This window comes from Acidiphilium iwatense (assembly GCF_021556475.1).
Lineage (GTDB): Bacteria > Pseudomonadota > Alphaproteobacteria > Acetobacterales > Acetobacteraceae > Acidiphilium > Acidiphilium iwatense.
Window position 1 is genome coordinate 90,364 of record NZ_JAKGBZ010000008.1, and the last position, 15,895, is coordinate 106,258.

General features: G+C 64.1%; 12 protein-coding genes. 4 read left to right on the plus strand and 8 right to left on the minus strand.

Annotated features, from left to right (window positions below; translation table 11 throughout):
* The 6 genes from L2A60_RS06190 to L2A60_RS06215 all read right to left on the minus strand — a co-directional run bounded on the left by L2A60_RS06190 (nt 1) and on the right by L2A60_RS06215 (nt 8,345).
* Nucleotides 1-1,323, minus strand: a complete 1,323-nt coding sequence (locus L2A60_RS06190) for an MFS transporter (RefSeq protein ID WP_235703499.1) — start codon at nt 1,321-1,323, stop codon at nt 1-3.
* A 66-nt stretch (nt 1,324-1,389) separates the two neighbouring features.
* A complete protein-coding gene (locus L2A60_RS06195) occupies nt 1,390-2,787 on the minus strand; it encodes an amidase family protein (RefSeq protein WP_235703500.1) in 1,398 nt (465 codons plus the stop codon).
* Between the two features lie 91 nt (nt 2,788-2,878).
* A complete protein-coding gene (locus tag L2A60_RS06200; RefSeq protein WP_235703501.1) occupies nt 2,879-4,294 on the minus strand; it encodes a rhamnulokinase in 1,416 nt (471 codons plus the stop codon).
* Nucleotides 4,284-6,362, minus strand: a complete 2,079-nt coding sequence (locus tag L2A60_RS06205) for a bifunctional aldolase/short-chain dehydrogenase (protein WP_235703502.1) — start codon at nt 6,360-6,362, stop codon at nt 4,284-4,286. Before L2A60_RS06205 ends, L2A60_RS06200 begins: the two co-directional genes overlap by 11 nt.
* Before the next feature lie 20 nt (nt 6,363-6,382).
* Complete coding sequence (gene rhaI / locus L2A60_RS06210) at nt 6,383-7,561, minus strand: L-rhamnose isomerase (protein WP_235703503.1); 1,179 nt, start codon at nt 7,559-7,561, stop codon at nt 6,383-6,385.
* Nucleotides 7,562-7,571: 10 nt separating this feature from the next.
* Entirely contained in the window at nt 7,572-8,345 is a 774-nt protein-coding gene (locus tag L2A60_RS06215) for a DeoR/GlpR family DNA-binding transcription regulator (RefSeq protein ID WP_235703504.1), read from the minus strand.
* Nucleotides 8,346-8,632: 287 nt separating this feature from the next.
* Between L2A60_RS06215 and L2A60_RS06220 the strand changes: the two genes are divergently transcribed.
* From L2A60_RS06220 to L2A60_RS06235, 4 genes are read left to right on the plus strand one after another with little or no spacing between them, the layout of a single operon-like run.
* Entirely contained in the window at nt 8,633-9,607 is a 975-nt protein-coding gene (locus L2A60_RS06220; RefSeq protein ID WP_235703505.1) for an autoinducer 2 ABC transporter substrate-binding protein, read from the plus strand.
* 11 nt (nt 9,608-9,618) lie between these two features.
* Nucleotides 9,619-11,133: a sugar ABC transporter ATP-binding protein gene (locus tag L2A60_RS06225; protein ID WP_235703506.1), complete on the plus strand. Its 1,515-nt coding sequence runs from the start codon at nt 9,619-9,621 to the stop codon at nt 11,131-11,133.
* Nucleotides 11,130-12,116, plus strand: a complete 987-nt coding sequence (locus L2A60_RS06230) for an ABC transporter permease (protein WP_235703507.1) — start codon at nt 11,130-11,132, stop codon at nt 12,114-12,116. Before L2A60_RS06225 ends, L2A60_RS06230 begins: the two co-directional genes overlap by 4 nt.
* Nucleotides 12,117-12,118: 2 nt before the next feature.
* Nucleotides 12,119-13,096 (plus strand): ABC transporter permease, encoded by a 978-nt coding sequence (locus tag L2A60_RS06235; protein WP_235703508.1) that lies wholly within the window; start codon nt 12,119-12,121, stop codon nt 13,094-13,096.
* A gap of 55 nt (nt 13,097-13,151) precedes the next feature.
* On the opposite strand, the gene L2A60_RS06240 is transcribed toward L2A60_RS06235, so the two are convergent.
* Together L2A60_RS06240 and L2A60_RS06245 are read right to left on the minus strand one after the other, a co-directional pair.
* Nucleotides 13,152-14,495 (minus strand): 8-oxoguanine deaminase, encoded by a 1,344-nt coding sequence (locus L2A60_RS06240; RefSeq protein WP_235703509.1) that lies wholly within the window; start codon nt 14,493-14,495, stop codon nt 13,152-13,154.
* Between the two features lie 4 nt (nt 14,496-14,499).
* Complete coding sequence (locus L2A60_RS06245; protein ID WP_235703510.1) at nt 14,500-15,873, minus strand: carbohydrate porin; 1,374 nt, start codon at nt 15,871-15,873, stop codon at nt 14,500-14,502.
* Nucleotides 15,874-15,895: the final 22 nt, after the last annotated feature.

The following is a 15,895-nucleotide window of genomic DNA, read 5'->3' on the forward strand; positions in this document are numbered from 1 at the left end:
TCAGGGTTCGTGTTCGAGCCCGATCCCCTTGGTCTCGCCGGTATACAGGATCGCGATGATCGCCAGGATCGCATAGACCATCACCAGCAGGCCGATATAGATGAAGGCTCGATGAATCCCGGCCGCGTGGAGGATGATTCCGGCCAGGATCGGGATCAGCCCGCCGCCATAGACCTGGGAAATCTGATAGCCGGCGCTTGCCCCGGAGGCGCGATAGCGGGTCGGAAAATTCTCGGTGTAGAAGGCCGGGATCGCGCCATAGCCGAAGCCGAACACGAAGCCGAAGCCGATAATCTCGGCGATCGCCGCCAGGATGAAATCATGGGTGTTGAGAAGATAGAAATACGGAATCGCGAAGACCAGGAACACCACGGCCGAAATCAGCAGGACGGTTCGCCGGTTGATCTTGTCGGCGAGCACCGCACCCAGAATCATGAATCCGAGCATGAAGGCGGCCGCGATCAGGCCGATCGATTCGGCCTGGAAGCCGGTGAACCCGACGACTTTCATATAGCCTGTGCCGAACACGAAACACAGAAAAAATGCGCCGCTGAACATCGCATTCACCAGGGACGTGCGCAGAATCCGACCGGGCATCTCCCGCCATACCCGATTCGCCGGATAATCGAGAACTTTCCGGTCGCTTTTGAGGTGCTCGAACAGATAGCTGTCTTCGGTGCGCAGCCGGATGATGAGCCCGACGATCGCCACCGCGAATCCAATGAAGAAGAAAATCCGCCAGCCATAGGCAATGAAATCCTGATGCGTCATCAGCGATTTCACGAATATCACCGAGCCGAAGCCCAGCAGCAGCCCGATCGGGATCGCGAAACCGACCCACGCGCCCCACAGCGCCCGGTATCTGGAATGCGCTGCCTGCTCGATCACCCAGGTGGACGCGGTGCCGAATTCGGCCCCGAAACTGATGCCTTGAAGCAGCCGGAAAACGATCAGCAGCACCGGCGCCAGGACCCCGATACTGTCATAGGTCGGCGTCAGGCCGATCAGCAGCGTGCTGACGCCCATCAGAACAAGCGCATAGACCAGCGCGTCCTTTCTGCCTCGCCGGTCGGCGATATTGCCGAAAATATACGCGCCGACCGGACGAATGATGATCCCGATGCCATAGACGCCGATCGCGGCAGACACCGCCGCAAGCGCGTGCAGCTTGAAGAATATGCCGCCCCAGACCGTGGCCGCGATAACGCCGGTCACCAAAAAATCATATTGCTCGATGACCGAGCCGACAATGCTGGCAAATGCGATCCGCGATATCTGCCTGGTCGAAGGGTGCGCGCTCGCCTCATGCGTGTTTAAAGACATTTTCCCCGTTCCTGCAAAGAAAAAACGATCATACCACGCACGTCATGCCGGTAGAATGGCGGTACATCAAACCGGATCGATCGGCGCCGCCGGCACGCCGCCCGCTTCGATCGCCTCGCCCGCCAGCAGACACAAATCCTCGCGGTATGGCCGGCTGACCAACTGCACGCCGACCGGCGTGGCGCCGACAAGGCCGGTGGAGACGGCAAGACCCGGCAGCCCCATCAACGGCAGGCCGATCTGGGTCGCCTGAGCGCGCCAGACGCGCCGGAAACTCGCCTCGTCGCGCATGTCGAGACCGTCCTGGAATGGTAATTCCGCAGAGACCGGCAACAACAAAACCGGATGCGCATTGAGAAATCCCAGCCATTCGCGAGTCAAAGTGGCCCGCCGCACCAGAGCACGCGCGACGATATCCGGCGGCCAGGATTCGGCCTGTTCGCGAAATGCCGCGACCACCGCAAGCGCTCCCGGATCGCCTTCGCGCCGCGCCGCCTCCGCCAGGCCGGCGAACCCGTCGCCGAGCCAGAGCTGGACCTGCAATTCGCACGCCTCACGCAGAGACGGCACGTCGCCGATCGTCTCGACGATCCATCCCGCTGCCTCGAGCCGGCGCGCCGCGTCAAGCAGCGCCGCCTCTACCTCCGCCACGATCGGCAGGCCGTCCGGCTGGAGACACAGAGTGGCAACACGCGGCACCGGCGGCCCTTCGAGCAGCGCCGGCACCCACCAAGGATCGCGCGAATCGGGTGTGGCCATGGCGGCAAGTGCCACACGAAGATCGGCGATGCTGCGCCCGATCGGCCCGGAAACGGCCATGAGCTGCGCGCCGATCGAGCGCTCCGGCGAGGATGCGTTATAGGCGGCGACACGGCCGAGCGACGGGCGCAGCCCGTGGACACCGCAGGCATAGGCGGGATACCTGATCGAGCCGGCAATATCCGTACCGTGCGCGAGGCAGCCGATACCCGCCGCCGCCGCCGCCGCGGCACCCCCCGACGAACCGCCCGGCGTCAGCGACGGATCGCGCGGATTTCTGGTATTGCCGTGGATCAGGTTCGTGGTGAACCAGCGCAAGGAAAACGCCGGGGTATTGGTGCGTCCGAGAATCACCGCGCCGGCCCGTTTCAGATTATCCACCACGGGGCTGCTGGTTTGCGCGATCAGATCGCGCTGGAGCGTCACGCCGTTGGTCGTCGCGAAGCCCGCCTGATCGATATTGACCTTGACCGTCACCGGCACGCCCGCGAGCGGGCCGGGATCGTCCCCGCAGGCGATCGCCCGGTCCACCGCGTCGGCATCGTCCCGAACCTGATCGGGACGATGATCCACCACGGCGTTGATCGAAGGGTTGACGGCGTCGAGCCGCGCCAATGCCGCCTCGGCGGTCTCGCGCGCCGAAACATCGCGGCGCCGGATGCGGGATGCCAACTCGGTCGCGGTCAATTGCCAAAGTTCGGTCAAAACATGCTCTCCCCGTTCGTTCGCCTGCCGGCATATCAGCCTGTCCACCGCCGATGTTCAAGGGGTTGCCGGAGCCCCGCCGTGTTCTATGCTAACGATCCGGTGACGCGACGGTCAGGGACACCGAGCGGCGCATCACCACGCGTCCGGTTCCGCGCGGAATCGCCCCGAGGGCCTCCGCCTGGAGCAGAAGATTGCCGGAGGTGGTCGCCTCGATGGGTCCAGCGACCACCTCGGCGCCGGTTTCATTCGAAATCGCCTGATTGAACAGGGCGATGCGAGATCCACCGCCGACGATGTGGACGCGCTGTGTTCGCCGGCTGGCGACGCGATCGACATCGGCAAGACTTTGCGCGATTGCGCGCGCGAGGCTTTGCAGGATCATCCGGGTGATCGCGGCTTCGCTACCCGGTAAGGCGAGCCCGTGATCACGGCACCACGCGGCGATGCGTGATGGCATGTCGGGACCCTGACGCGCGAAGACCGGATCGGCGACGTCGATGATCGGGCCGGGGGGGACATCGGCGGCGGCGGCGAGGACGCGCTCGATCGGCGGATCGCCCCAGCCGCGCAGGCATTCCTGGAGGATGAACAGGCCGCTGGTATTCTTGAGCAATCGCGTGGTTCCGGCGACGCCCTGTTCGTTCGTGACATTCGCGGCGCGTCCTGCATCGGTGATGATCGGACACGGCGATTCGACGCCGGCGAGACACCAGGTGCCGCTCGACACATAGGCCCAATCCGCCACGCCGTCCTCGGCGGGAATCGCGGCAATGGCACTTGCGGTATCATGGGTTGCGGAGGCGACGACCACGGCGCCGGCAAGGCCGGTATCGCGGGCGATCTCGGGCAGAAGCGGGCCGAGGATGGTTCCCGGCTCGACCAGATTCGGAAACATCGTGCGCGGAATCTCGAATGCCCCGAGCAATCCGTCCGCCCAGGCACGGCGGACGGGATCGTAGAGCTGGGTCGTGCTCGCGTTGGTGTGTTCGCCGGCGATGATGCCGCAGAGCCAGAAATTGAGCAGGTCCGGCAGCATCATGAAATGCGCCGCGCGCTCGAACAGATGGGGCGAATCCCGTCTTGCCGCGACCAGTTGCGGCAGCGTGTTGATCGGCAGGAACTGGATGCCGGTGGCGCGATAGATCTCCGCGCGCGGCATGATCGCTTCGATCACATCGAAGACCCCGCCGGTACGGCCATCGCGGTAGCTATGCACCATGCCGATCGGAAGGCGGTCCTGGTCGAGCAGCGCGTAGTCCACGCCCCAGGTGGTAACGCCGATGCTCGCGACCGGCCCGTTCTGTGCCGCCAGACGCAACCCCACACGGATTTCGCGCCAGAGTTCCAGTATGTTCCAGTAGAGATGCCGGCCGATCGGCACGGCGCGGTTCGGGAAACGATGCAGGATGTCGAAATTCAGCACGCCATCCGTAATGCCGCCGAGCGCGACCCGTCCGCCCGAAGCGCCAAGATCGATGGCGATATGGCGCAGGCTAACGGACATAGGCCGCCGGCACGCCGCCATCGACGGTGAGAACGCCGCCGGTGGTTTTCGACGAGGCGGCGGATGTGAAGAAAAAAATCGCCTCGGCGACATCCTCAGGCAGCACGTTGACCTTCAGCGTGGTGCGCGCGCGGTAATGCGCTTCAAGCTGATCTTCCTCGATGTCGTAGGTCGCGGCACGTTCCGCGCGCCAGGTGGAGTTCCAGATCGACGAACCTGATAACACCGCGTCAGGCAGAACGGTGTTGACGCGGATTCCGGCGGAACCGCCTTCTTCGGCAAGACAGCGCGCAAGATGCAGCTCCGCCGCTTTCGCCGCCGAATAGGCGCTGGCGTTGCGCCCTGCCGCGACCGCGTTCTTGCTCGCGACGAACACGAGCGCGCCGCCTGAACCCTGCGCGCGCATCAGCCGGAACGCGGCGCGCGCGACCAGGAAATAACCTGTCGATAGAATGTCAAACTGCTTCTGCCAATCGGCGAGCGTGGTGGTTTCGATCGGCGCACTCATGCTGATGCCGGCATTGTTCACCACGATATCGACGCCGCCATAGGCAAGAACGGTCGCGGTGAATGCGTCACCGACGGCGGCTTCGCTGGTGACATCGACGGCAACGGCAATCGCGCGCCAGGCACCACGGTGTTGCGCGATCGCGTCGGCAACCGTCGCGGCACCCGGTTCGTTACGATCAACGATCACCACATGGGCGCCGTCCCGTGCGAGACGCGCGGCGGCGGCACGGCCAATGCCGCTCGCCGCCCCGGTAATCAGCGCGACACGCCCGTCGAGCGGTTTCGGCGGCGGCTTAAGGGATAATTTATAGAGCTCAAGCGGCCAATATTCGATCGCGAAACTCTCCGCCTCGGTCAGCGTCTCGAACCCGCCGACCGAAGCCGCGTTGCGCATCACCGCGATGGCACGGCGATAAAGTTGGCGAGACACGTCCGCCACCGCCGCGTCGCCACCGGAGGTAACCATGCCGAGGCCGGGGATCAGGATCACCCGCGGCCAGGGTGCTGCCATTCGGTCGCCTTCCTGGGCATGTGCCTTGAAATAGGTCTCGTAACGCGCGGCGAAGTCCGCGACTCCCCTGCGCGCAGCGTCCAGCAATGCGTCCCGCCCCTGTTCCGGCCTCCAGTCGAGCATGAGCGGAATGCGCTTGGTATGCACCAGATGATCGGGACAGGCCGCTCCTCGCATCGCAAGGTTGCGGCAGGCGGAGCCGCCGACAAAATCCAGCACTCCGGGATCGTCGTCGATGCGCAAAATCATCTTGCGGTCACCGCTCATCGCACCGCGCAGAACCGGCAGTACCGCCACGAACACGTCTCGCCGCTCGGCTTTGGGTAGCGCCGGCACCAGCGATTCGCCGAACGGTTCGGCCGCTTCGCGCGCGGCGAGCCAGGTTTCCGCCTCGCCGATGACCCGCAACGTCTTTTCATAGCACTCGGCCGAGGTCTCGCCCCAGGTTACCAGCCCGTGCTTACCCATTACCACGCAGTCGAGGCCGGGATTGTCGCGCACCGCCGCCCCGATCATCCGCGACAGCGAAAAGCCGGGCCGCACATACGGAACCCACGCTGCGCGGCTGCCGAAAATCTCGCGCATCAACTCCTGGCCGCGCGGGCTGCACGCGATGCTGATGATCGCATCCGGATGGGTATGATCGACATGGGGCGCCGGGATAAACGCATGCAACAGCGTCTCGATGCTCTGGCGCGGCCGGCCGGGTTCGAACGCGGTGCGTTCGAGCCAGTCGGTCATCGCCTCGTCGGTCATCTCCGCACGGGCGAACAGCGGTTCGATCTCATCAAGTTTCAGGGCGGCAAAATCCCTGTCCCTGATGGTCGCGAGATCGCTGCCCGAACCCTTCACCCACAACACGCGCGTCTCACGGCCGAGATGATCGCGCTCGGTCGATTTCATCGAGGTATTGCCGCCGAAAATATTGGCAATCCGCCGATCCGCACCGAGCAGGCGGGAACGATGCACCAATGCGGCAAGCCCGTCCACGCTGGGCGGATCCGACTCCGCCCAGGTCGAACAACGGATCTCGTCAGTTAACGTCACGTCTTTTATCATGATTTCCTTCAATCTCCGTAACCGCTCGCGGCGGAGGCGGTGCCGCGATCGCGGCGGATCGCGCGCAGATAATCGCCGCCCCGATGCGCGTCGAGCGGATCCTCCGGCAGGTTGCGCTGCCGGCGCCAGGCGGCGAGGATTGGGCGGACATCGGTACGGAACGCATCCATGACGATGCGGTTCGCGCCAAGCACGTCACCGTCCGCCTGCGCCGCCGCGAGCGCCGCATGATCGATCAGCAGCGCCTTGGCGAAGGCTTCCTGACAGTTCAGAATACTCGTGATCATGCCTTCGATTTTCGCTTCGATGTTGAAACTCTGGTCGATCATGTAGGAAACGCCGCGCGTGCAGGTTCTGGTTTGCGGATCGACTTCGGCCGCGACGAGTTCGGCATAGATCAGGAACAATTCAAGCGGATTGGTCGAACCGACGATCAGGTCGTCATCGGCATAGCGCCGCGCATTGAAGTGAAAACCGCCGAGCTTGCCCTCGTCGAGCAACATGGCGACGATCGACTCGATATTTGCGCCCTGCGCATGGTGGCCGAGATCGACCAGCACCTGGGCCTTCGGGCCGATCGCCCGCGCATGGGCAAGTGCCGCGCCCCAATCGGCAAGATCGGTATAGTAGAAGGCGGGCTCGAAGAACTTGTATTCGATCAGTATCCGCGCGTCTGCCGGCAGCCTCGCCGCACAGCCCGACAAGCCTTCGCGCATCCGCCGCCGCCGCGCGCGAAAATCGTCCTGCCCCGGATAATTGGTGCCATCGGCGAACCACAGGCTGAGATCGCGCGCACCGGTCGCCGCCATGATCGCGATGCAGTCTTCGAGATGTGCCGAAGCCTTTTCGCGAATCCGCGCATCAGGATGCGCGAGCGAGCCGAGCCGGTAATCGTCATCCTGGAACAGATTGGGATTGATCGCGCCGATGCCGATGCCACGCGCTTGCGCGAAACGGGCCAGTTCGCCGGGATCATCCACGCGGTCCCACGGAATATGCAGCGCGATGCGCGGCGCGATGCCGGTCATCCGATGCACCTCTGCCGCATCCTCGATCTTTTCCCATATGGTGCGCGCGGCTCCCGGCTGGGCAAATGTCTTGAACCGCGTGCCGGTATTGCCGAACGCCCAGCTCGGCGTTTCGATCGCCTGCACATCGAGGCGCTCCATCAAAGCTGCATCGTCCATCATCCCTCCCTCACGCGGCGACGATCACGCGGATATCGGCCGCCTCGAGCGCCGCCATGTCCTGATCCGAAGGCGGCGCGTCGGTCACCAGCACGTCGATCTCGGTCGTCGCGGCGATGGTCGCGAGCGCGCGCCGGCCGAATTTCGAGGAATCGACCAGCGCGATCGTCATCGCGCCCGAACGCAGCATGGCGCGCTTGGCGCCGACTTCCGGCAGATGCGAATCCGTCAGACCGAGCGCGGCATGGAACCCCTTGGTCGAGAAGAACACCTTGTCCGGGTGCAGCCTTGCCATCGCTTCCTCGAACAGCACGCCGGTGAAGGAACGCGCCGGCGCATGGAACGAGCCGCCGACCATGACGAAGGGCACGCCGCTCGCGGCGAGCGCCGCCGCCGCGTCGAGCCCGGAGACGATCGCCGATACATTGCGCCCTTGCAGCAGCCGCACCAGCGCGAGCGCCGTGGTCGAAGCATCGAAGGCGATCGTGTCGCCCTCCTCGATGAGCGCCAAAGCGGCGCGGGCGATCGCGGTCTTCGCTTCGATATTGCGGGCCGCCCGCAATTGATGGCTGAGTTCCTCGCCCATGCGCTCGCGCAGCCGCGCGCCGCCGCGCACCCGCTCCATCAGCCCCTGATCGACCAGCGATTCGAGGTCGCGGCGGATCGTCATTTCGTGGACGCCGAATTCGCCGGCGAGATCCTTCACCCGAACCAGCACGGCGCCCACGGCACGGCGCAGGATATCCTGCTGACGGCCCATAATCGGCAACGCGCCATCGCTCATGATCACTGCTTCCGTACCGGCCTTCGATCAAACAAATTTTCTGTGCATTTCAACATCATGATGTGGGTATATAAGACAGCGACAACCCGAATTGGCAAGATATTTTATAAAAATGGCTGAATTTCGTGCTGCGATGCACAATAAATGTTATTCTTCACATAATTCTTGACAATATTGATGTGAGATGATGCTAATTCCATGTGACAAGCAAACCGCCAATCGGGCGGTTCGGAACGAGGGGAGAGACAATGGCCGAAATCGAAAACCATGATCGTCGTGCGAGGCGCTTGGGCCGCATCGGACTGCTCGCCGGGGCGGCGCTGCTGGCCGGTGCGGCCGGGCAGGCCCGCGCCGCGCCGCCGACCATCGCCTTCGTGCCGAAACTGATCGGCATTCCATATTTCAGCGCGATGAAGCAGGGGCTTGACCAGGCCGGCAAAAAATTCGGCGCGCATATCATCTATCAGGGGCCGACCACCGCCTCGGTGTCCGGCCAGGCCGAAATCGTGCAGAGCCTGATCAACAAACATGTCGCTGCGGTCGGCGTTTCCGCCAACAGCCCGACCGCGCTGGAGGCCCTGGCGAAACAGGCGAAGGCTCAGCACATCCTGTTCTATTCCAGTGATTCGCAGGTGAACGGGCCGGACGTGGCGCTGCGCGTGCAGCAGACCAGCAATCGCGGCCTCGCCTATGCGGTGATGGACCAGCTCGCCAAGGCGATCGGCGGCAAGGGCGATGTCGCGTTCGTTTCCGGCGGCCCGACCGCGACCAATCTCAACGCCTGGATCGCGCTGATGAAGCAGCGCCTCGCCGCGAAATATCCGGGAATCAAGCTGGTCTCGATCCAGTATGCTGGCGAGGACATCAACAAAGCGACCCAGGTGACCGGACAATTGCTGTCCGCCTATCCGCATCTGAAGGGCATCGTCGGCATCAATTCGACGGCGGTGCCGGGCGCGGCGCAGGCGGTGCTGCGCGCCGGGCTGTCCGGCAAGGTCGCGGTCACCGGCATTACCGACCCGAACTCGATCCGCCCGTTCATCATGAACGGAACAGTCAAGAGCGTGGTGCTGTGGAATCCGATTTCGCTGGGGTATCTGACCGGCTGGGGGATCATGCAGGAGCTTCAGCACAAGCCGTTCCACAAGGAGAACACGGTGCCGGGGCTCAAGCAGAAAGTGCGGTATTTCGCGAAAACCCGCACGCTGCTGCTCGGCAAGCCGCTGGTGATCGACAAATCCAATGTCAGCCTGAACTTCTGATCGCGCAATCCATGTCTCGCGTCGAACTTGCCGGCATCGCCAAGCGTTTCGGCGGCGTCGTGGCGCTGGCCGGCGTCGATCTCGCGATCGCGCCGGGCGAAACCCACGCGTTGCTCGGCGAGAACGGCGCCGGCAAATCGACCCTGATCCGGGTTCTCACCGGCGCAATCGTGCCGGATGACGGCGAGATCAGGGTGGATGGCGGGGTGCGCCGCTTCGCCCACCCCAAGGACGCGCGCGCGGCGGGCATTGCCGCGGTGTATCAGGAGCCGATGATCTATCCGCATCTTTCGGTGCTGGAGAACATCTTCGCCGGCAACGAAATCACCCTGCGCGGCGGCATGATCCGCAAGGCGGCGATGGCGGAGCGGGTCCGGCCCTGGTTCGCCCGGCTGGACCTTTCGGACGATCTGCTGGATCGGCCGATGGGTCGGCTCAGCCTCGGTTATCAGCAACTGGTGCTGATCGCCAAGGCGCTGACCCAGGAGGCGCGGGTGATCATTTTCGACGAACCCACCTCGATCCTGTCGCAGTCGGAGACCGACCGGCTGTTCGCGATCATCCGTCGGCTGCGCGAGGATGGCCGTGCCATCGTCTATATCACCCACCGGCTCGATGAAATCGGCAAGATCGCCGATCGCGTCACCGTCCTCACCGATGGACGGGTGACCGGTGCCGCGCGCGCCGACGAACTCGACGAGACGAAATTGCTCGCCTTGATGGCGGGCAAAGCCAGCCGGAATTACGGCAAGCCGCGCCCCGACCGCAAACCGGCCACCGAGACTCCGCCGGCCTTCGAAATCAAGGGACTCTGCCGTGGCAATCTCTATCGCGATGTCGATTGGTCGGTGCCGGCCGGGCGGGTCACCGGAGTCTACGGCCTGGTCGGCTCCGGCCGCAGCGAGGTCGCGCTGGCGGCGTTCGGCGCTCTGCCGCCCGACCGGGGCGAGATCCGGCTGAACGGCGCGCGCATCGCACCACGCGACCCGGCCGAGGCGATCGCGCGCGGTATCGGCTATCTGCCCGAGGACCGGAAATCGCAGGGTATTTTCGCGACCAAGCCGCTGGAGGCGAACCTGACCGCGAGCGCGTTGTTTCGCTTCGTGCATGCGGCCTCGCGGCTCGACTTCGGCGGCCTGCGCGGTGAGGCGGCGCGGCTGATCGGGCGCTATCGGATCAAGGCGCGGGACGAGACGATCGCGATCGGCACGCTGTCGGGCGGCAACCAGCAGAAGGCGTTGTTCGCGCGATGGGCCGGCCAATCCATGAAATTGCTGATTCTCGATGAGCCGACGCGCGGCATCGATATCGGCACCAAGGACGAGATCCATGATTTCATCCGCGAGCTTGCCGCAAGCGGTCTGCCAGTGGTGGTGATCTCGTCGGATCTGCCCGAAGTGCTTGCGGTGAGCGACCGGGTAATCGTGATGCGGCGGGGTCGCGTGGTCACCGTGGCGGAGGGCGACGCCATGCACGCCGAAGCGATTCTCGCTGCCGCGGTCGGCACCCACGCACGGGCGGCATGAGCGAACGGGTAGCGACTGTGATCAAGCCGGTGTTGGCGTCGCGGCGCCGTCTTCCGGCGGGGCGCGAGGTGCTGCTGCTGGCAACACTTGCTGTTCTGGTCGGACTGATCAGCCTGGGTTCGCACGGCGCGTTCTGGAGCCGGGTCAATCTCGATAATCTGTTCGTCGGCAGCGCGATCACCGTGATTCCGGCGATCGGCATGACCGTGGTGATCCTGACCGGCGGGATCGACGTCTCTACCGGCTCGGTGCTCGGGCTGACCGCCGCGATCGGCGGCACCTGTTTCGCCGCTGGCTGGAGCCTCGCCGCGACGGTTCCGATATTTCTCGCATCCGGTGCCGTTCTCGGCCTGATCAACGCGCTGCTCATCATCAACGGGCGGATTCCGCCGGTGATCGCGACCCTCGGCACACTCAGCATCTATCGGATGCTCGTGTTCATCGTCCTGGGCAGCAACTGGATCACCGCGATTCCGCCCGCGCTGACGACGATTTTTGTGGTCGATCATCTCCTGTTCCTGCCGGTCGTCGCGGTCATCGCGCTTGTCTTTCTCATTGGTGCTGCCTTGTTCCTGCGGCATTTCCGCTGGGGGCGGCATGTCTATGCGCTCGGCAATAACGAGGAAGCCGCCCGGCTCGCCGGAATCCGGCCGGAGCGGATCAAGCTCGCTGCCTATGTGATGCTCGGCCTGCTGACCGGATTCGCGGCACTTCTGACCCTCGGTCAGAGCCCGATGGTGCAGACCTCGACCGGCAGCGGCTTCGTCCTCCAGGTCATCGCCGCCGTGGTGCTCGGGGGCACCGCGCTCTCCGGCGGACGCGGAACCATGCTCGGCACGCTGCTCGGCACGCTGGTGGTTCAGGTTGTCGATGACGGAATCGTACTGCTGCGGATTCAGCCCTTCTGGGGCGGCGTCGCACTCGGGGCGGTGATACTCGCGGCGATCGGCCTCAGCGCGCACCACGAAATCAGGGGAGCATAGGAATGCACGCGTCCGGCTTCGACCGAACCCGCCCGCTCCTGCTGCTGGTGATGGCGGCGGCAGCGCTCGGCGGCTTCGCGCTCGGCCATCCCGGCATCGTCTCCACGCAGAATCTCGACAGCATGGCGGTGTTCGGCATCGAAATCGGGATGATCGCGCTTGGCCAGACGCTGGTGATCTGCGGCGGGGACACGGGGATCGATCTTTCCGTGGGCGCGATCGCGGGACTGGCACAGGTGATCCTGGGCCGGCTGCTGCATCTCGACCTCGCCTGGCCTGTGGCGATCGGGATGACGCTGCTTGCGGGGCTTGTCCTGGGCGGGATCAACGCGGTGGCGATTTCGTGGTTCAGGATACCGCCGATCATCGCGACGCTGGCGACTCTGTTCGGCTACCAGGGGCTTGCCCTCGTCCTGACCGGCGGGATCAATATCGATCTTACCCATGAATCGCCGCTGTTTCTCGCGATCGGCCAAGGCCATGTCCTGGGTTTGCCGCTGCAACTGGTGGCACTCTATCTGCCGCTTCTTGCGGCTTTCGCCTTCCTTCAGCATGGCACGAGGTTCGGCCGCGCACTTTATCTGGCGGGCACCAACGACCGCGCCGCCGACCTCGCCGGGCTGCGCGCATCGCGCATCAGGGCAGCGACCTATGTGCTGTGCGGGCTGGTTTCGACCATCGCCGGCATTGTCGGCGCCGCGCGTCTCGGTACCGCGCGGCCGGACGCGGCGGGGGAAGCGAATCTGATCAGCATCGCCATCGTCGTGCTCGGCGGCACGGGAATTTTCGGCGGCACCGGCTCGGTGATCGGCACGGCGCTCGCGACGGTGGTGATCGGGATCGTCGATTACGGGCTGAGTTATAATGATTTCAACCCGATCTATCAGGCCGGAGTGATCGGGGTGATCCTGATCGGGGTGATTCTGGTCGAAAACCCGTTCGTCGCCTGGCGGGATTCCCGGAGAACGAATGGGGCATAAACGCTGCTCTTTGTTTCACGTGAAACAAAAAGTAGTTATTATGACTAATTTATAGTTAGGCAACATGCTTCCGGATTCGCGCCGCCGCCGCCCGATGCGCGGCGGTAAGGGCGGCGAGATCGAGCCCCGGTATCGCGCCGTCGATCACCCGCCAGGCACCGCCGACCATCACCCGGTCCGCCCGGTGCGCGCCGCAGACGATCAGCGCCGCGAGCGGATCGCCGGCGCCGGAAAACCGCAACTCGTCCAGGGCGAACAGGGCAAGATCGGCCTGCATTCCCGGCGCGATCCGGCCGAGATCGGGCCGCCCCAGGCAGCGCGCCGAACCTTCGGTCGCCCAGCGGATCGGATCGGCAAAGCCGGCGGCACCGATGCCGCCGCCGGCACGCTGGAGTAGCAGCGCCTGACGCAGTTCCTGGATCATGTTGGAGCCGTCATTGGAGGCCGATCCATCGACCGCGAGTCCGACCGCGACACCCTGCCGCTCCAGCGCGCAGGCAGGGCAGATGCCGGAGCCGAGAATCATGTTGGAACTCGGGCAATGCGCGATACCGATGCCGGCGCGCCCCATCCGCGCCCGCTCCGCCTCGGTGAAATGGATACCGTGGGCAAACCAGGTATGATCGTTCAGCCAGCCGAGTTCCTCGACGTAATCGAGCGGTCGCTTGCCGAAACGGGCGAGGCAGAATTCGTTCTCATCCTCGGTTTCCGCCAGATGGGTATGCAGCCGGAGGCCGAGACCTGCCGCCTGTCGCGCGGTTTCGCGCATCAGATCGGCGGAGACCGAAAACGGCGAGCACGGCGCAAGCGCAACCTGGCTCATCGCACCCGGACCGCTCTGGTGCCAGCGTTTCGCCAGACGCTCGCTGTCAGCCAGAATGACGTCGATCGATTGGGTGACCGATCTGGGCGGCAGGCCACCATCCTCCTCCGAAAGATCCATCGAACCCCGGCACAGCACCGCGCGCAGCCCGAGCGCCGCCGCCTCCTCCATCTCGATATCGATCGCGTGCGGCAGGGCGGCGGGAAACAGATAATGATGGTCGGATGCCGTGGTGCAGCCCGAGAGCAGAAGCTCGGCGAGCGCGACCCGGCAGGCGAGGCGGAATTCATTCTCGGTGATGCGTCCCCAGACCGGATACAGTGCGATAAGCCAGTCGAACAGTTTCTTGTCGAGCGCCGGGGCGAAAGCGCGCGTCAAAGTCTGGTAAAAATGATGATGCGTGTTGATCAGTCCGGGCAGCACGACGTGGCGCGACGCATCGAAAACCTCGTCGATTGGCCCCGATGGTTGATGCTCGGCGCGGAGGAGTTCGGCAATGATCGGACCATCGACGACGATACCGCCCTCCCCGCCTTTCGGCATCCCGCCGAGCGGAGTCTTGATCCAGAGACGCATGGTTTCAAAGTCCGATATTGAGCTGGGTTCCCACCGCCAAGGCGTAATGAATGCGTGGATTCGGCGCCGGCACGTCGAACAGGAACTGGTCGGGATTCACCGTGAGGTCGATGAACGGCTTGACGGTCAAGCCGTAACCGAGATCGATCCCGTAATTCGCCTCGAAAATCGCTTCGGTGTTCGAAAGATGGCCGGATTTACCGGCGGCGGCGACTTCGTCGTTAACAGCGCCGGTCACGCGCTGATTGAAGACATAGTAGGTCGCGAGCAATCCGGCGGTGTCGTTCGGCCTGCCGGGAAACGTGCCCTGCATGACCGCGCCGAGCTGGTAATAGGATTTCACCGGCGCGCGGCCCGACACGCCGAATTGCGCGGCGGCGAATCCCCAGAGCCGCCTTGCACCTTTGGCATTACCAGAACGCCAGAGAACCCGCTGGGCTTGCAGGTAGACGACGCTTTGCGGACCGTCGGAAGCCGGAACGCCGCCCGCGAAAGCGAGCTTGCCGCCTTGGGCGTTGTAGCGCGGATCGGTGAATTGCGATGAGTCATAATAGAAACCGACATTGTAGCGGCCCGGATAGAGCGCGCCGGTATGTTCCGTCGTGTAGCCGAATTCGGCCGGCAGGAACACGCCGGTCGCGTGCGCGACGGACCATCCGCCATTCCACGGAAAGCCGCCGCCAAAATATTGCTGGGGATTCGATTCCGATGCGCCGATTCGGAAATAGGTCTGCCGGGTCGGCGTGACTTTCAGTTCCCCGGCCCAGACCGCGATCGGGTAGAACGGTTCGTTGCTGTCGAGCGACCAGTTGAATGGTACCAGATTGCTGCAGAGCGATGTTTCGAACTGACAGTAGAGCGAGGATGTGCCGAAATAATTGGCGAGCGTGGTCCGCCCGATCGCGTAGGACAAGGCGCCACCCGCGAGTTTCTGACCGAATGTCAGTTCGGTCAGGCGCGTCTGGTTGTCCGGCCCGGCGCCGCCAAGATAGCCGACCGAACTTCCGGTGAGATCATTGACACCTTGGGGCAACCCGCCGAAGCGGGAATCGATCGAGATATCGAGCATGGCACCGGGAATGCCGGCGAGCTTGGCGAGATCGAGATTGGCGCCGAACGCAAGATCGCTGAAATAGACATTGGTTTTTTTGAGGCCGCCGGCGACGTTTGCGTAGAAATTGCCTTCGTAATAGCCGGTAATGTCGATCCCGTCGGTTTTCAGTTGCTGGCGCGCCGTGGCGAGGCTCTGCAACGGGCCGGATTGCGGCGCGGTTTCGGCGGTGCCCTGTGCGCTGGCCATGACGGGAGCCATGATCAGAAGCGCGATCGCGGTCGCGCGCGCAGCCGGGACAGAGTCACGGGCGGATGTTATTGCCATTGAAATTTCACTCCCGGTTTTT

Coding starts and splice junctions, on each gene's coding strand:
- L2A60_RS06190 (WP_235703499.1), bottom strand. CDS start 1,323: ATGTCTTTAAACACGCATGAGGCGAGCGCGCACCCTTCGACCAGGCAG.
- L2A60_RS06200 (WP_235703501.1), bottom strand. CDS start 4,294: ATGTCCGTTAGCCTGCGCCATATCGCCATCGATCTTGGCGCTTCGGGC.
- rhaI (WP_235703503.1), bottom strand. CDS start 7,561: ATGGACGATGCAGCTTTGATGGAGCGCCTCGATGTGCAGGCGATCGAA.
- L2A60_RS06215 (WP_235703504.1), bottom strand. CDS start 8,345: ATGAGCGATGGCGCGTTGCCGATTATGGGCCGTCAGCAGGATATCCTG.
- L2A60_RS06225 (WP_235703506.1), top strand. CDS start 9,619: ATGTCTCGCGTCGAACTTGCCGGCATCGCCAAGCGTTTCGGCGGCGTC.
- L2A60_RS06230 (WP_235703507.1), top strand. CDS start 11,130: ATGAGCGAACGGGTAGCGACTGTGATCAAGCCGGTGTTGGCGTCGCGG.
- L2A60_RS06235 (WP_235703508.1), top strand. CDS start 12,119: ATGCACGCGTCCGGCTTCGACCGAACCCGCCCGCTCCTGCTGCTGGTG.
- L2A60_RS06240 (WP_235703509.1), bottom strand. CDS start 14,495: ATGCGTCTCTGGATCAAGACTCCGCTCGGCGGGATGCCGAAAGGCGGG.
- L2A60_RS06245 (WP_235703510.1), bottom strand. CDS start 15,873: ATGGCAATAACATCCGCCCGTGACTCTGTCCCGGCTGCGCGCGCGACC.